The organism is Streptomyces sp. NPDC023723 (assembly GCF_040639815.1).
Taxonomy (GTDB): Bacteria; Actinomycetota; Actinomycetes; order Streptomycetales; family Streptomycetaceae; genus Streptomyces.
Map to the genome: position 1 here is coordinate 127,844 of NZ_JBFAAP010000012.1, position 15,337 is coordinate 143,180.

At 67.1% G+C, this 15,337-nt stretch carries 6 protein-coding genes and 2 pseudogenes; 1 reads left to right on the plus strand and 7 read right to left on the minus strand.

What is annotated here, in order from left to right:
* Nucleotides 1–419 precede the first annotated feature (419 nt).
* Genes AB0G32_RS16485 through AB0G32_RS16495 form a run of 3 tightly spaced genes read right to left on the minus strand, consistent with a single transcriptional unit; the run spans nucleotide 420 to nucleotide 2,557 of the window.
* Entirely contained in the window at nucleotides 420–1,598 is a 1,179-nt protein-coding gene (locus AB0G32_RS16485) for a tyrosine-type recombinase/integrase (RefSeq protein ID WP_361163106.1), read from the minus strand.
* A 7-nt stretch (nucleotides 1,599–1,605) separates the two neighbouring features.
* Entirely contained in the window at nucleotides 1,606–2,034 is a 429-nt protein-coding gene (locus AB0G32_RS16490; RefSeq protein ID WP_361163108.1) for a hypothetical protein, read from the minus strand.
* Between the two features lies 1 nt (nucleotide 2,035).
* Entirely contained in the window at nucleotides 2,036–2,557 is a 522-nt protein-coding gene (locus AB0G32_RS16495) for a hypothetical protein (RefSeq protein WP_361163110.1), read from the minus strand.
* Between the two features lie 484 nt (nucleotides 2,558–3,041).
* On the opposite strand from AB0G32_RS16495, the gene AB0G32_RS16500 reads away from it, so the two are divergent.
* Nucleotides 3,042–5,084 carry an ATP-binding protein gene (locus AB0G32_RS16500; RefSeq protein ID WP_361163112.1) on the plus strand — a complete coding sequence of 681 codons (2,043 nt, stop codon included), beginning with the start codon at nucleotides 3,042–3,044 and terminating at the stop codon, nucleotides 5,082–5,084.
* A gap of 14 nt (nucleotides 5,085–5,098) precedes the next feature.
* Here AB0G32_RS16500 and AB0G32_RS16505 read toward each other — a convergent pair.
* The 4 genes and pseudogenes from AB0G32_RS16505 to AB0G32_RS16520 form a co-directional block, all read right to left on the minus strand.
* Nucleotides 5,099–5,690, minus strand: a pseudogene (locus AB0G32_RS16505) (ISAzo13 family transposase); the annotation flags it as partial.
* 167 nt (nucleotides 5,691–5,857) lie between these two features.
* Nucleotides 5,858–6,527 (minus strand): annotated as a pseudogene (locus AB0G32_RS16510) (hypothetical protein); the annotation flags it as partial.
* A gap of 54 nt (nucleotides 6,528–6,581) precedes the next feature.
* Nucleotides 6,582–8,726, minus strand: a complete 2,145-nt coding sequence (locus AB0G32_RS16515; protein ID WP_361163114.1) for a UvrD-helicase domain-containing protein — start codon at nucleotides 8,724–8,726, stop codon at nucleotides 6,582–6,584.
* Complete coding sequence (locus AB0G32_RS16520; protein WP_361163116.1) at nucleotides 8,726–15,331, minus strand: DEAD/DEAH box helicase; 6,606 nt, start codon at nucleotides 15,329–15,331, stop codon at nucleotides 8,726–8,728. Before AB0G32_RS16520 ends, AB0G32_RS16515 begins: the two co-directional genes overlap by 1 nt.
* Between the last annotated feature and the right edge of the window lie 6 nt (nucleotides 15,332–15,337).

Below are 15,337 nucleotides of genomic sequence, written 5' to 3' on the forward strand. Positions count from 1 at the left end.
TGGTGGGCGCAACCCGAAGATGCGTCCTCCACCCCAGGGAATCAGGGACGAGCGAGTGCGGATCGCGGTTACAACCAGCTCGAATAGGCCGCGTGCGGTTGCCTCGGCGCCCAGCTGCACACGCGCACAGCGGCGAGCACCGTCGACCTCGGTAAGATCGTCCCCCTCAACGTCGACCCGCTCATCGCCCTCGACAACGCCGCTGCCCGGGGCCCGCTCCGCCGTCCAGTCCGTGCTCGACGTGGCCCCGAACGGCAGCCCGCCCTTTAACGCCCTGGGGGAGCTGAGCGACGTCTTGCGGGCATCCTCTGCGTCTTCGTCCTCACCGCGGCCGCTATGCCCGCCGTATTCCCCTCCCCACCTAAGCACGTCCGAAGGGGCCCGTACACGGCTGTGCGGGCCCCCGCCACATGCTCAGGTCACTCCTGTGCCTGGGCGTTCGGGTCGTGCACCGGCACCTTCTTGAAGAGGTCTCGGGCCGCGTTCTTGGTCGGCCGGACGTACCGCTCCCGAGGAATGCTCGAGCCCTTCTTCCAGCGGCCGGCCGCTTCCAGCTCCTCGTCCGTCGCGCCGCTCGTGCCGAGGTCGGTGGCGCCGCCGGCGCGAAGGCCGTGCGAGGAGACGGGGCGCCCATCACTCTTGAGCCCGGCCGTGGCGAACCAGTGCTTCATCCGGTCGTTCACGGTCTGCGGGCGCAGATAGAGGCCGCGCTTGGTGGCCCCGCCCCCTTTCGTGGCCCGGGTCTCTGGCGACGCGACCTTTCCGCTGCGCAGGATCTCCCGCCGCACCGGCCCGGTGGTGATGCCCTGCTCGGCCAGCCAGTTGACGTACCGGCGCAGACGGAAGACGAGGCGCAGATCTTGACGGTCATGGAGGATGATCGTTTGCTCCTCGCCCTGGTGGGTCTTGTCCTCGGCGAGCCAGACGAACACGCGGTCGTCGGTGATCGTCAGGTCCTCGAGGTCCAGGTCGACGTCTTCGATGCTGCGCCCGAGGAACCGGTACCCGAAGACGAACATCGCCGAGTCGCGCCAGCCGATCGGCCGGTCATCCGCCTCCGCTTTCTCTACCATCGGGAGCAGGTACGGCAGCGTGATCGGGAACGCTTCCTTCCTGCGCAGTGCCCGCTTGTTCTTCTTCCGGTACTGCCCCGGGAGCAGTAGGAACAGGCTGTTGTCCGGCTTCTTCCCGGGCGGCATGGATGTCCGGATCAGGGAAATGTAGTGCCGGATCGTCGTGACTTTGAGGCCCTTCGCCATCAGATGCCGACCGTACTCCGTGTACGTCGCCGTCGTGCAGGGCTTCGCCACGCGTCCTTGCTCCGCACACCACGTCTCGAACAACCGCATCGCTGTACGCCGCTGCGGTGACCCATCCCGCTCCGCCTCCTTGAGGGCCTGGGAGGTCTCCTCGCTGACGTGCAGGTCCCGCTCTGTGTACGTCGTGCGAGGATCGTCGCTGGTCGGGACCCCCTCGCCCGGCATCAACACCGTGTGCGCGTCGACGAGAGGACGGGCAGCCGGCGCAGCGCGCACCAGCTCCCCGTCCTCGACGACTTCGGTGTCGACGATCTCCTCGTCTGCGGCGTAGATATTCACGGCGCGGTCATCGCTTGCCCTCGGGGTGGTCGGGCTGAGCCCGCATGAGTTTCGCCCTCGCCTCTAGCAGCATGTTCAGCTGGTGGACCAACGGCTTGGTCTCGTCGCTCACCTCCTGGGTGGCAAGCTCGTGGACCAGGTGAAGGATGTAGCCGGTGCCAGGGACGTCCTTGCGGTAAAGGAGTACTGGACAGGTGCTGTCCGTTGGAAGTTTCGCGGGGAGGTGCCCGATGTTGTTCATGGCAAGCTGCTGTTCGATGCGCTCGATGATGCGAAAGCCGGCCTTCCGGGTGCCGTCGAAGCGCACCAGTCTCTCGACGTCCCACAGTGCGAAGCCTTCGTCCGGAAGGCCAATGATCTCTGGCAGCTTCGCCCACGCTCGCTCGGCAGCGGGTGCTCCGTCGGCCACCGGTTCTGAAAGCTCGGGACTCGTCATGTCACGCGTCTCCCTGTTCTTGCAGGAACTGGCTTACTTCGGCGGCGAGGGAGTCTTTGGTGCGAGCGGCCCGCTTGGAGGTGCGAGTAGCCGCCTCCGGCACGTCGACGCCGCCGACCCACACGTGCGGGTCAGCCGGCTCATCGTCGATGCGCATGTGGATCTGGATATCGAGGATGTCCAGGCGGCGGGGAGGAGCGGCTGCGTAGAAGGTCGCTGAGGCGCGGCGCAGCGGGTAGAGCTTGAAGCCGTCGATTTCCTGGGAGTTGTAGTCGAGGTAGACCGCGTCCCCGTCCTTGCCGGCCCGGACATCGAGTTGGTTCCGCCCCAGCTTGATCATGAACCACTCCTCGGCCCGGTTCTCCACGGTGACGCGGAAGCTGAAGTAGGTGAGCCCCTTTGCGTCACTGTCCCGACCTTCCGGCGGGACGTCGCCCTTTTTGAGCGTGTGGACGCGGACCCGGATGCCCTTGTGGTCTTCGTTGTACTCACGCCAGTCACCGATGACGTTCGGTCTGTGCATCCCCACCCCTGGTGTCTCTCGCAGCGTCGCGTGCGGTTGCGGGAAGGTTACCGACAACAATTGTGATTGTTGTCGGTTATTGATTAGTGGTAATGATCTCCCCCGCCGGCGACGCCGACTGAGCCTTGCGGCTTGTCCGGCTTGTCACGCGCGATCGGCGGTAGCGGGCTGCTCCGGGGCGGCGAGGTCACTCACGGAACCGCAAAGGGATCCTGACTTGCCGTGCGGTGTGGGTGTTACGGGCGATATCGTGACGCTCGTTCCGATGGGGGATCTCTGGTGGCTTGCCGGCCAGGGCAGGCCCTGTGAGCCGGCGGGACATCAAGCCAGGCATAGCAGCTTCAGCCGGGGCTGTGGGCGGCGGACTGCGGGTTCTGCGGCGGGCCGTGGCGAGCAGGTCACTTCGTCGGTACTTCGGCCGCCCAGCACCCCTTGCTCCGGGCCCGCCGATAAGGTGGGCGGCCTGGGAGCGAGGAGGAAGACGATGGCGCTGACTACGTCGCTGGCCGGTCGGGTCCGGAACACGAGTCTGCCCAAAAGCCATGCCCTTCTGCCGCTCCTGGAGGCCGTGGTCAACGCCATCCAGGCGATCGACGCCCGGTTCGGCGACGACATGGAGCCCGGTCGTTTGAGCATCAGGATCCGGCGCAGTCAGCAGGAAGCACTCGACTTCAGCCACGTCGCCCCAGGGCGCGCGGCGTTGAAGCCTATCGTCGGCTTCAGTGTCGAGGACAACGGAGTGGGCTTCACTCCGGAGAACATGACATCGTTCGAGACGCTGGACAGCGACCACAAGGCCGACATGGGCTGCCGCGGTGTGGGGCGCCTGCTCTGGCTCAAGGCGTTCGACAGGGTCACGGTCCGCAGCGCCTACGAGGACGAAGCCGGATGCCTCAAGGGGCGGCAGTTCCGCTTCTCCGTCCAGGGAGAGGTAGAGCCGGACGGGGAAGCGGACACTCCAGCTGAGGTCGGCACGACCGTGAGCCTCGACGGGTTCAAAAGGCCCTTCCAGCAGAGCGCGCTGAAGACCGTCGAGGCCATTGCCCGTGAGGTATTTGAGCACTGCATCTGGTACTTCCTGCGCCCCGGCGGCGCGCCCGACATCACAGTGGCAGACGATGACGGGGCAGTCTCGCTCAATAGCCTCATGCACGACTTCGTGTACTCCGACATGCAAAGGACATCGATCGAGGTCAAGGGGGAGAGGTTCGAGATGGTGAGCCTCCGCCTAAAGTCCTCGCCGAGGAATCTCGCGCCACGGCTGTACTGGTGCGCTGCGAACCGTGTGGTGGTGGAGGAAAACCTCACCAGCAAGGTGCCAGGACTTTACGGGAGGCTCAAGGACGCGGAGTCCTCCCCGTTTACGTACGTCTGCTACCTGTCCTCCGACTTCCTGGACAGCCACGTCCGCGCCGACCGTACGGCCTTCGACATCAGCGAACGTGTGCCGGGCACCCCACTGATTGAAGACGTGTCGATGGACGACATCCGGGAGAGCGTGCTCAAGGAAGTCGAAAGCATCCTCGCCGGACCGCTCAGCGCAGCACGCGAGGAGGGCAAGGCCCGGGTCCACGAGTTCGTCAGCAACCGCGCTCCGAGGTACCGGCCCGTCCTGTCGCGACTCGAGCAGCTCGGTATATCCGTGGATCCGTCCATGAAGGACCACGACCTCGAACTACTGCTCCACAGCAACCTCCAGAAGCTCGAAGCGTCCGCGCTTGCCGAGGGCCACGCCGTCCTGGGCGAAGCAGGCTCCGCCCAACCGGAGGGCTACGACGAACGGCTCGCCCGGTACTTGAACACAGTGACCGACATCAATCAGTCCGACCTGGCCGCGTACGTCTCGCGCCGACGAACGATCCTCGACGTACTCGCCAGGCAGATCAGGTCCGACGACCAGGGTAAGTACAGCAAGGAGGACGCGATCCACTCCCTGCTCATGCCGATGCGGACCGACTCGAACGAGATCGGCACCGATGCCTCCAACCTCTGGATCATCGACGAGAGGCTCGCGTTCCACGACTACCTCGCCTCTGACAAGACGCTCAAGAGCATGCCGATCACGGGTTCCGATTCGACGAGGGAGCCCGACCTGCTCGCGACTCGGCTTGTCGGCTCGCCGGTGCTGGCCGCGGAAGGAGGAACGCTTCCGCTGCCGTCCATCGTCGTGATCGAGGTCAAACGGCCGATGCGCAATGACAACTCGGAAGATAAGGACCCAATTCAACAGTGCCTGGAGTACGTGAAGCGTGTACGCGCCGGCGGAGTGAAAACTGCGCTGGGCCGGCCGATCCCCCCGACGCGTGAGGCGCCTGCCTTCTGCTACGTCCTCGCAGACCTCACGAAGACAATGGTGGACCGATGCGAATATGCAAGCCTGCGGCCCACTCACGATGGCATGGGTTATTTCGGTTTCAACGAGCCGTGCAAGGCATATATCGAGGTAGTGAGCTTCGACCGTCTCGTCAACGCCGCCACCGAACGCAATCGGGCGTTCTTCGACAAACTCGGACTTCCCTCCAGTTAAGGACTTGCAGATCGTTAACACGTTGCCTTGATCATGCTGCTGGAGTCGCTGCTCCGGGCTCGAACCCGAGCCTGGAGGGCTACGAGGGCGCAGTGGCCGCCGACGGCATGACGATGCTGTGCGCCTTGAGCAGCGTCCTGATCTCCAGCAGGGTGCGATGCATGGCGGTCCGACTGCTGTCGAACAGCACGGTGAGGGGTTTCCTGGCCAGGGCGACCCGCAGGTGAAGGACGGCTGCGAGGACCTGGTTGGGGAAAGCGAGCCGGGGCAGGGTGGCCGCGCTTGACGTCTCCGTCGAGGGCCAAAGTGTCGGTTAGGTCGCCCAGTTGCTGCTGGGACATGCCGGTCAGGACGGGGTCGGACAGGGGAGCGTGGTCCCACTCTGGGGCCGGCTTCTGCGGAGTCCCCGGTGCTGGGGTGGCTGGGCAGGGCTGGGGGGTGCAGGGCATAGTTCCAGTCGCCGCGGAAGGCGTGTCGGGTCAGTAGCAGGGATGCCGTCTCCGCGTCGCCGATCTGGACTCCGGTGGGGGAAGCGTTGGTGTCCAGCTCGGCCATGACACGCAGTCCGGTGCGGGTTGTGGTCGCGGCGATGGACTGGCCGATGAGCCTTTTCAGAGTGGGCACCGGACGGGTGACGGGCCGGCGCGAAGGGTGGGCTGCGTTGAGCACGATCGCGCAGGTTGATCGGCTGTCAATGACAGTCGGACCCTCACCCTTGTGGGGTCAAGTTGAAGAGGCTCAGTGATGGTCAGTCCTGTTTAGGCCCCGGGCCGGGCGAGTTCGAGCTTCCAGGCCCGGGTGCGGTAGCCGTTCGAGCCGCCCGCAGCGGCGGTGATGAGCAGTCGTGTCGCCTGCGAGTAGGCGGCCCGGCCTTGGCCTGACCACCAGCGGCGGATGTGATCACTGGCTGGCCGGCGTCCCGGTGATCACGGGCCTGCTCGTTGAGATAGCGGAACTGGGCGTCTCGGTCGGGAGGTTGGCTTCCCTCGGTGGTCTTGGCGTTGGCCTGCAGACTGAAGCCTTCCTCCCGCAGCAGGTCCGCGACGGTGTCCGCACTGACTTTGTGTCCGGTCCGGGCCAGCTCCCGCGCCAGCGTGCGGGTCGACTTCACCGTCCACCGCAGCGGCGACATCGGATCGCCTCGCTCACCCGGTTCGACCAGCGCCAGGAGGAGGGCCGACCAGAGCCCCGGATCGAGATCTACGACCCGCTTGCGGCCTTCGCCTGGCCGCCGCACCCGCCCCATGCCTCCAACTCGGACACGCCCTTTCGGGCCGTGGTCTCACTCGCCGAGGCCGCCCGCGCGACGCCCGAACCACCACGGTGTCCCAGAACACGGGCCTCCGCGGCCATCAGCAGCCGTTGCTGCCGCTCATCCAGATGCGGGAACAACACCGCTGACTTCATGGTGAGTTGGCTGCGGATCTCGTCCGAGATACGCATACCGCATCAACGAGCCATGGGACGGGAAGTAACACCTTGATAATCTGCAAGTCCTTAGGCGTCCGGGGCGTGGAGGAATTGGCTGGGGCGGCCCGACCAGGTGATCGACAGCTGCTCGCGGGCGCGTGTAGCGGAGACGAAGAGCAGAGACTGCTCGCGGCGGAGATCTGCGGCGTACTGGAGGCGGTCCTCGGTCTCTGGGGTGACAGCGCTGGGTAGCGGCATGTGCTGGGCGCCGGCCCCGACGATGGCGACAGCGCGGTACTCGAGTCCCTTGATGCGGTGCATCGTCATGACGTGGACGCCTTCGTCGGGGTCGGGGACGCGGTAGTCCTCGACCTTTACCGCGGCCAGCTTGGCGTCACGCAATGCCTGAACAGCGCGGTCGGCGACCGCGTGGGTTCGGGCTACGACCGCGATCTCGTGGGGCTTGATCCCCTCCTGCTGCCAGCTATCTACGCGCTTGGCCAGCGCTGTCATCTCTTCGGAGGAGGTGCGATAGCCGGTGGTTTCAGGTCTGGCCCCCGCCAGGACAGAGCGGTATCCGCGCAGATGCTCCGGGTTTCCGTCGAGGTCGTCGAACTTGGAGTCGCAGAGAAGGTCCAGGGAGGCGGCGAGGATTTGCCGGGTGGTTCGGTAGTTGAGGGTCAGCCGCTTGGACCGGCCACGGATCTTGATGCCGTGGGCACTCAGGGACGTCCGGTTGTCGTAGATCCGCTGGTGCGCGTCGCCGACGATGAACAGGTCGTCGTCGCCGTCGGGGACCAGCGCGCGGAGCAGCTTCCAGTGGGCGGCGTGCAGATCCTGCGCCTCGTCCACGACGATGTGCCGGTACGGCCGCTCTTCGTCGGACCAGCCGGAGGCGATCCGGGCTGCCTGAACGGCGAGCTGGGTGACGCCGGCGGCCTTTTCACGGTCGAGTCTGCGCTCGAATTCCTCGACGAGGGACCAGACCTGGGCGCGTTCGGGGCGGTTGAGGCGTCGTCCGCGCCCGGCGCGGCTGGCGGCGAAGTACTCGTCGCGGCTGCGGATATCCTGGGCCAGCACCACCTGCTTCCACTCGGCGTCGAGGAAGCGGCCGTCGAAGCGGGGCATCTGCTGCTCCTGGGAGAGTTCGACCCACCGGTTGAGGATCTCACCGTCCTTGAGCCTGCTGGGCGCTTCCGCGCCGAAGGTCTCCTTCACGGTGCCGTAGGCGACCTTGTCGATGTTCCGTACGTCGACCTTGGCGAGCAGCTGAGCGCCGCCGAGGTCCTTGAGCATGGACTTGAGCAAGTTGGCGAGGTTGGTGGTGAAGGTCGTGAGCAGGATGGCCTGGCCGGCGGGCAGACGTTCGGCTAGGGCCTTGACGCGGTGCAGGGCCACGACCGTCTTGCCTGTTCCAGGGCCTCCGGTGACACGGACAGAGCCCTTGTAAGGGGTCTTGCGCTCAGCCAGCGCCCGCTGCGCCGGGTGCAGGAAGATCCGCCAGGCGGACAGGGGCTCGGTGAGGATCCGCCCGAACTCGGCGAAGTCGCCGGTGACCACGAAGGCTTCCTTGGAGGCGGGGCGTTCGATCGCGGCCTCGTAGTCCTGGGTGTCGACTTCGTCGCCGGTGGCCGCGAGCGAACTGACCTGCTCCCAGACCTCTTCGACGGACATGCCGTCGGCGAGGCACAGGATCACGTCGCGAGCCAGCTTGGGCAGGGTCTCGACGATGCCGAGGACCGCGTCCTCGCTGCGGATCTCGCGGAGCGCCGGAACGATAGAGGTGTGGACGCCCAGTCGTTCGAAGTCAGCGTCGGAGACGCTGGCGAACAGCGACGGCGTGTCGGGCGTGGCACTGGCGGCCTTCGCCTGTCCGCTGAGCGTGCCGTAGAGGCTGCCGAGATTGATCAGCTCGATGCCGCCGGTGACCTTGTTGATGTCAAAGAGGATGTTCGCGGCGAAGTCGTAGGCGTCGTCGTGAGGCAGCACAGCGACCAGGTAGTAGATGCGGTCGGCGTAGTGCATGAGCACGGCCCGGTAGTTGTCAGTGACGCGTGCGGTGCGGACCCTCTTGTCCTTGGCGCCCTTCGGCGGCTTCAGGTTGAGGCCGTTGGAGTCCGGGTCGCGCTGCATCTTCATGATGAACTGCAGCACCTGCGGTTGGACGGACCCGTCCAGCGCGTCATAGGACTTCCCGAAGACGTCCGCCATGATCACCTTGGCGCCGGACATCAGTTCCCCTCCAACTTCATAATGAGCTCAGTTACATTCACGGCGCCAGCGCTCGCGACGTACCATCCGTCGTGCGCGAAGAGGGCGTCTCGCCGCTCGTCCAGGTCGATGAAGACGGCGACCTTCCTGTCTGGCCAGGCGAGCTCGGCCTGCATCGCCTGGTCCCCGTACTCGAAGCCGACTTCGGGCACGTCGATGCGTCCGTGGCGGGCTTCCTCGACGAGAGCGAGCAGGACGTCCTCGACCTGGGACGAGGCCCATTCGATCGCTTCGGTCCATGCCTGAGGCAGTGGCTGCGGGGCCCCTGCCTCCGTGGGCAGCGCACTGGTCAGCAGAGCCACGGTGTGCGGATCGACCTGGCCGCTGGTGGACACCGCGACCTGGTGGAACGAGCGGGGGAGTTCGTCGGGGCCGGCGGGCTGCAGGAACTGCAGCAGGTTCGACCAGCGCAGCCAGTCCGTCCAGCGGTCCTTGTGCTCGTTGCCTGTGATGGCTTCCGGCCGGTCGTCGAGCACGGCCAGCGCCGACCATGCCCGCATGTCCGGTTGCTTGCTGCGCGGCTCAGGCCGACGGTCCAGCAGGCCGATGATCCGCGTCTGGCCTGAGGTGCGAGCGTCGAACGCGACGGCCTCTGTGGCCGAGGCCGAGGCCGACAGGTTCGCGCCGCGCAGTACGTCGTGAAGCACCCGTCCGGTCTCTTCGCGGTCCACCGGCTGGGGGCGCGCCGCTGCTCCGAAGCCGCCCAGCAGGCCGGCTGCCCGTCGAGCCCACTTGGCCCGATCAGGGTCGGCGAGGAACTCCAGCAGTGTTTCGACCGGGTTGCGCAGCACCGGGTCGAGGGTGTCGTCGGGGCGGGCCTGGCCAACCAGGCTTTGATGGATCTGGCGGGCGAGCTGGAGTGCGGCATCTGTGTGAAGCGGCCGGGCATGGGTACGAACCTGCTGCCCTTCCGCCGCACTGCCGACACCTGCTGCCCACGTCATGACGTCGTCCCAGGTCAGCTGCCATACCAGCGCGCCGTCCGCCCGGAGGGCCGCGCGCTTGGCGGCGTCGTCGGCGATGCGATTGACCTTCTCGCTCGCGTGGAAGGCAAAGCCGTCGAGGAAGACCGCGACCCGTTCCGCTGGGCCGTCGGTCCGCTCCAGGAGGAAGTCGGGTTCGCTGGGCACGGAGGTCTTCGTCCGTACGTGGTCCCGCATGCGCCAGCGCGTGGCCGCATCACCGCGTGTGAAACGAAGCTCGTGCTCCACTCCGCCCTGGCCGGCCTTGGCGGCGACCGACCCGTCTTCTTCGTCCCTGCGTCCCCAGGTGATCAGGGTGCGGACAAACCGGTCCTCCAGTTCGCTGTCGACGAGCTGGTCGATGCGTACGCCGGAGAGGGTGTCGACGGCTTCGACCGCCCAGTCCTTGAGGATCTCGTCCAGGAGTTCCTTCGCGATGCGCAGCGAGACGTGCGGGTGTTCGCTGCTGGATACAAAGGGAAGCAGGCAGCGGTGGCAGGGGGTACGCTGCTCCTCCTTCTGGCAGGGGCAGTCCCGCAGTGCTGTCTGCGCGAGGGTCAGGACACGGTGCAGCACCGTGGCGTCCGCCAGGTGCTCCAGGTAGCCGGTGCCGCCGGGCATCGAGTCGTGCAGGACGAGGAACCGTCGTCGCAGTTCCTGGCTGTCGCCGGGCATGCTGTCGGTGACCACACGGATGTGGTCGGGAGCGCCGCCGAAGTGCTTGGTGATGCCCAGGAGCAGGGCCGCCTTGAAGGAGATGAGGCGGTCGGCGAGGTCGATCGTGGAGACGGGCAGCAGGATGCGCAGCGCCTGGGTGGTGAGCTCGTGGGCGAGCAGCAGTTTCTCAGTCGGCTCGTGGGCAACGCCGTCGTCGCGGTGTGAGCACCAGTACGCGTGGCGGGTGCCGATCCGCTGGGCCGAGGGGTCCCATGCCTGCGGGTGGGTGCCGCGCACACCTCCGCATTCCAGGCACGTCTCGAAGCCGGAGACCTGGAAGTCTTCTCCGCGGATCGAGTGGGTCGACCCGGGTGCAGCCGAGGGGCCGAGGTTGATCGTGCGGATCGTCGCCACGCGGGCAAACTCGACGCCGAAGGGCAGGCCGCTGCCAGAGCGGCGCCACGCCCTCAGTCCTTGCGGCTGGTCCTTGTCGATGTCGACGAGCGTGACCACGTCGAACTGTTTCCGCTCGCGTTCGTCCCGCTCGTCGGTCAGCCGGGCGTCTTCGCGTCGCTCTCGGGCGAGGACCCGCTCGGGCACCAGCACCCTGTGTACGGCCCCTGGGTCGGCGATCTGCGGTGCCTTGCAGCGCGGGCAGGCGGTGATGTCGAGCCCGGTCTCCTCGGTCGCCACGAATCCGCATTCGGGGCAGAACCGCCATAGGGCGTACGCGTTCTCGCCGCCGCCGACACCAGTGCCGAGGTCCACGGTGCTGACGATGAACTTGTAGCCGTCACTGTGGAAGATGTTGCCAGGGGCAAGTTCGGTCAGCGCGAGCCGGGAGCCCCGGCCGTAGTCGGTCGAACTCTCGTCGAACTCCCCGTCGCTGTCCTTCCACCACAAGGTGGCGTCCAGGACGGTCGCGTCGTCGTGGAGGGTGTAGTTGGGCAGCAGGCCCAGCCGCACCAGGGCATTGATCGAGTTCTCCGAGACGAGGGCGTCCCGGCGCTTGCGTACGGTCCGCTGCTCCGCGAAGAGCTGGCGCCGCTGCTTGTCGCGTTCCGGATCACCCGAAGCGGTCGACAGCGCGTCGAAGGCCCGGCCGATCTGCCGCATCCTCGAGCGCAGGGCAGCCACTCGCTTGTTCCACGCGCTGGCCGCAGCCCCGACGGCCTCCTCCAGGCCCTGGGCGGCGAAGTGCTGGACACCCTGGGCCGCGGCCGGGGTCATCGCGGGGAACAGAGCGATGAACATGGCGGATAGCTGGGTATGGCGAGCGCCCGCCACGTCGAGGAAACGCCTGAACCAGCCGTCCTCAGCCAGGCCATGTCCGAAGAGCTCGCCGATGCGTGGAGGCATGGGGCGTTCGGGGATCGCAGTGCCTTCCCACAGGCTGCGGTCCGCGGCGCGGTCGAAGAGGAAGGCCAGGTACTGACGGCGCAGGATCTCTGAGGCGTCCAGGTAACAGTCCGGCGGGATGATCCGGCCTGCCAGCATCTGCTCCGGAACGTGCAGGTAGTAGTGGCTTCGGGTGCCTCGCGGTACGAAGGTGACGGTGAGCGAGTTGCCGGTGCTGCGGCCCGCCCGGCCGATCCGCTGCGCATAGTTGGCAGGTGCGGGCGGCATGGAGGCGAGAAGTACGGCAGACAAGTCGCCAATGTCGATGCCGAGTTCAAGGGTGGGCGTGCAGGTGAGAACGTTCGGGTCGAAGGCCGAGGCCCGGTTCTTGAAGGCAGCTTCGACACGCTCACGCCGCTCCCGGCTGAGCGCACCAGTGTGTTCGGCGGTCAGTACGTCGCCCGGACGGTCGATGGTGTACAGGTGCCGGTAGTAGTCGGCGGTGTAGTCGCGGTCGTCCTCCACGAAGTGGCCCGAGCAGTGGAATCGCAGGCACGCGGTGCCCAACCAGTCCTCGCGGCGGCTCGGTGGCACGGTCTGCCGCCAGGTGCAGGTGTCACAGCGCACCCCGCACGCGTTCACGCCGTCTTCCCCGCTTGGTGTGGCAGTGTCGTCGATGCGGTGTATGAGGACATTGCGGGGCTTGAGCGCGTAGACGAGCGCGCCGCCCTCGGCGTGGTAGGTGGCCAGGATTTCGCGCTGGGCGAGCAGCTTCATGGCGAGCTCGGCCACCGCGCGTGCCTCGCGCCGGTCGCAGCCCAGCGAACGGTGACCCCAGTCCGCGAACCAGGTGTTGTCGCGGCTCAGTGAGTCGAAGCCGGTGGTGTGGGTGCCGCCCGACACGGGAAAAGCGGGGGCAGCGAGGCCCCTGGGGAAGGCAGGCATGCCGGTGGGACGGCCGCCCCAGACCGGCCAGCGCCTCGCGCCGGCCTGCCGGATGTACTCCTGCAGCCAAGGGTGATACAGCGCCCCGCGCAGGCGGAGTCGCTCGGCCAACCCGCGCAGGAATACCGCGTACGCCCCGTCGTCTGGAGGCAGTGAAATTTGCCCGGGCAGGCGTTGGTGCCGCTCCCGCAGTTCGGCGCAGAGCGCGGGCAGATCCTTGAGGTCGACCTCCGCGGCAGCGGTTCGGGTCAGCTCCAGCGTGCGGCCCAGGCGGGAGCGCAGACCGAACTCCATGAGGGTCTGGAAGACCATACGACTCTGCAGCATGTCCGCGCCGGCATCGCTGAAGTCCTCTGTTTCGTCGAGGAGGGTGAGGATGTCCGGGTTTTCTCGCAGATCGGGCGGGACGATGGAGGCGAGTTCGCTGCGCTTGCCCGCGCCCGCGGCCGTAACGACAGCCTCGGCGGCGTCAGCAGCAAGATCATGTACAGCGACAGGTCGGCCCGCGGTGAGGTGCTGGGTCAGCAGACCGCGGAAGGTAAAGCCGAAACTGCGGTTGGCGATGAACGCGGCGCGGTGGGTGGCGTCCTGTACCGAGTCGGTGAACACAAGCAGCTTCCGCTCGTCGCCGGCGAGTCCCCGGTCGGAGAAGAGCTGCGTGGTGGTGACCGAGGCGAGAGTGGCGGTGCCGGCACCGAGGAAGCGCATGCCGTCGTCGAGACCACACGAGGGGCACTCCTCGTTAGGGGCCGCGGGCAACGGCCCGTGGGGCGTGATGACCGCGACGGTGTCCTCGGTCGGGTTGGTCGTCAGCCGCTCATTCTCGGCGTGCAGGTGCAGTATGGGGTACTCGTCCGGGCGAGCCCGCAGCATCCAGCGCACGGCCCGCTTCTTCTGCGCCGAAGCCTTGTAGATCTCCAGCGTGTTCGTCTTGAGCTGTTGCCACTCCAGTTCCGTGGACAACGCAGCCCAGCCGGACCGCCCGCAATGACGGCAGTACACGGCAGGAAGATGCCGCCGATAGGGCGGCCCCACAGGGCGACGCGACGCATCGGTCCGCTCTCCGCCCTCCCCGGCGCTGTCGACTTCCGCCGGCTGATAGATGGCGAGGTTGGCGGGGTTCGGCCGGGAGTCCCCGGTCGGCCCGTCATCGTCGTACCAGCGGAAGTGGGGCTCAGCGGTCGCCGCACGGATGACGCGGCGGACCTCACGCACCCAAAGCTGGGCCTCAACCCGCAGGAATGGACCAGGTTTTCCCGTCACGGGGTGCGGGGTGCGGGCGTGCGAGATCAGTGCGAGGATCCGCGCGAAGGCGAGCTCGACAAGCCGAGGGTTGCTGCGCGCTGCCTCATCCCAGGCCGGTCCGCCACCGCGCTGGGCGAACTCGCGGGCGATATCTGGGATCGTGACTGGGCTGGTCCCGGCGACGTCGAGGATCGCCTTGACCAGGATGTGCTGCTTGAGCTTGGCGCCGATCTGAACCGGATCACTGAGGGGTTGGCCAAGCATGAGCCGGGCCAGGTCTGCGAGCGCTGACTCGTCGTCCAGGGGGTCGGGCAGCCCTGCCAGAGCCGCAGGGGCTGGTGAGGGGAGCAGGAAGTCGGGGTCGGTGACGACCTCTCCGGGCAGCAGCCGGTTCTCGCCGATGAGCGCGGCGTCGGGAAACGGTGTCCCGAAGACCTTCTCCGCGAACTCACGCAACAGCTCCCGATCGGACCTCTCAGGCCCGTCCAGGGCCAGGGACGAGGAGCCGCTGGGCATTCCCCCGCCGAGCGTCGCCGATGTCGCCACAGGTGTGATGTCGCCGAGGGGGCGTGCCTCGCGGGCTGCCCCGGTGGCTGCGCCCAGGCGGCGCAACAGCATCGCCACGTCGGTGCCCTGGGCGCCGTCGTAGGTGTGGAACTCGTCGAGGACGACGAAGGCGAGGGAATTTGACTTCCAGAGCGGGGCATCCGGAACGCGCTGGAGCAGGAGGTCCAGCATCTTGTAGTTGGTGAGCAGGATGTCCGGCGGGTCGGCACGGATCGCGTCCCGATCGGTGATCAGATGCTTGATGGTGGGATCGCCGGCGAGGGACGTCGCACCAGTGTCGCGGCCGTACGAGCCGGGCTCGTTCTCGTCTTCGTCCGATGCCGAGCGCGGTCCGGAGGAGCCGCCGATGTAGATGCCGGCGGTGACGTCCTTCAAGGCCGCCTCGGTACCGAGGAAGTCATCAATACGGCGGGCCTGGTCGTCAGCCAGGGCGTTCATCGGGTACAGCAGCAGAGCCTTTACACCCCGCTGTCCCGCGGCGCGAGCACGAGCGCAGTGGTCCAGGATCGGTACAAGGAACGACTCGGTCTTGCCGGACCCGGTACCGGTAGTGACGATGGTCGGTTCCGGCTGACGCCCCGCCTTCGAGGACAGCCGCTGCCAGGCCGCAGCCTGGTGCGTGTACGGCGTGAAGTCCTTTGGGCACCAGTCGAGCGCGGCCTCCCAGCCTGGGCCTGCCTCCCGGAAGGGAGTACGCACACGCAGGTAGGGCCCCCGGAACAGGCGGCTTTCCGGCCGCTCCAGGAACGCGTCGAGCTCATCGCGTACGTCGTCATCGGCGAGCGCGAAACTCGTCGTCAGGTAGGTGGCGAGGGCACGACGAAGGTCCTCAGCGACCAGAGAGGGCAGCATGACGGC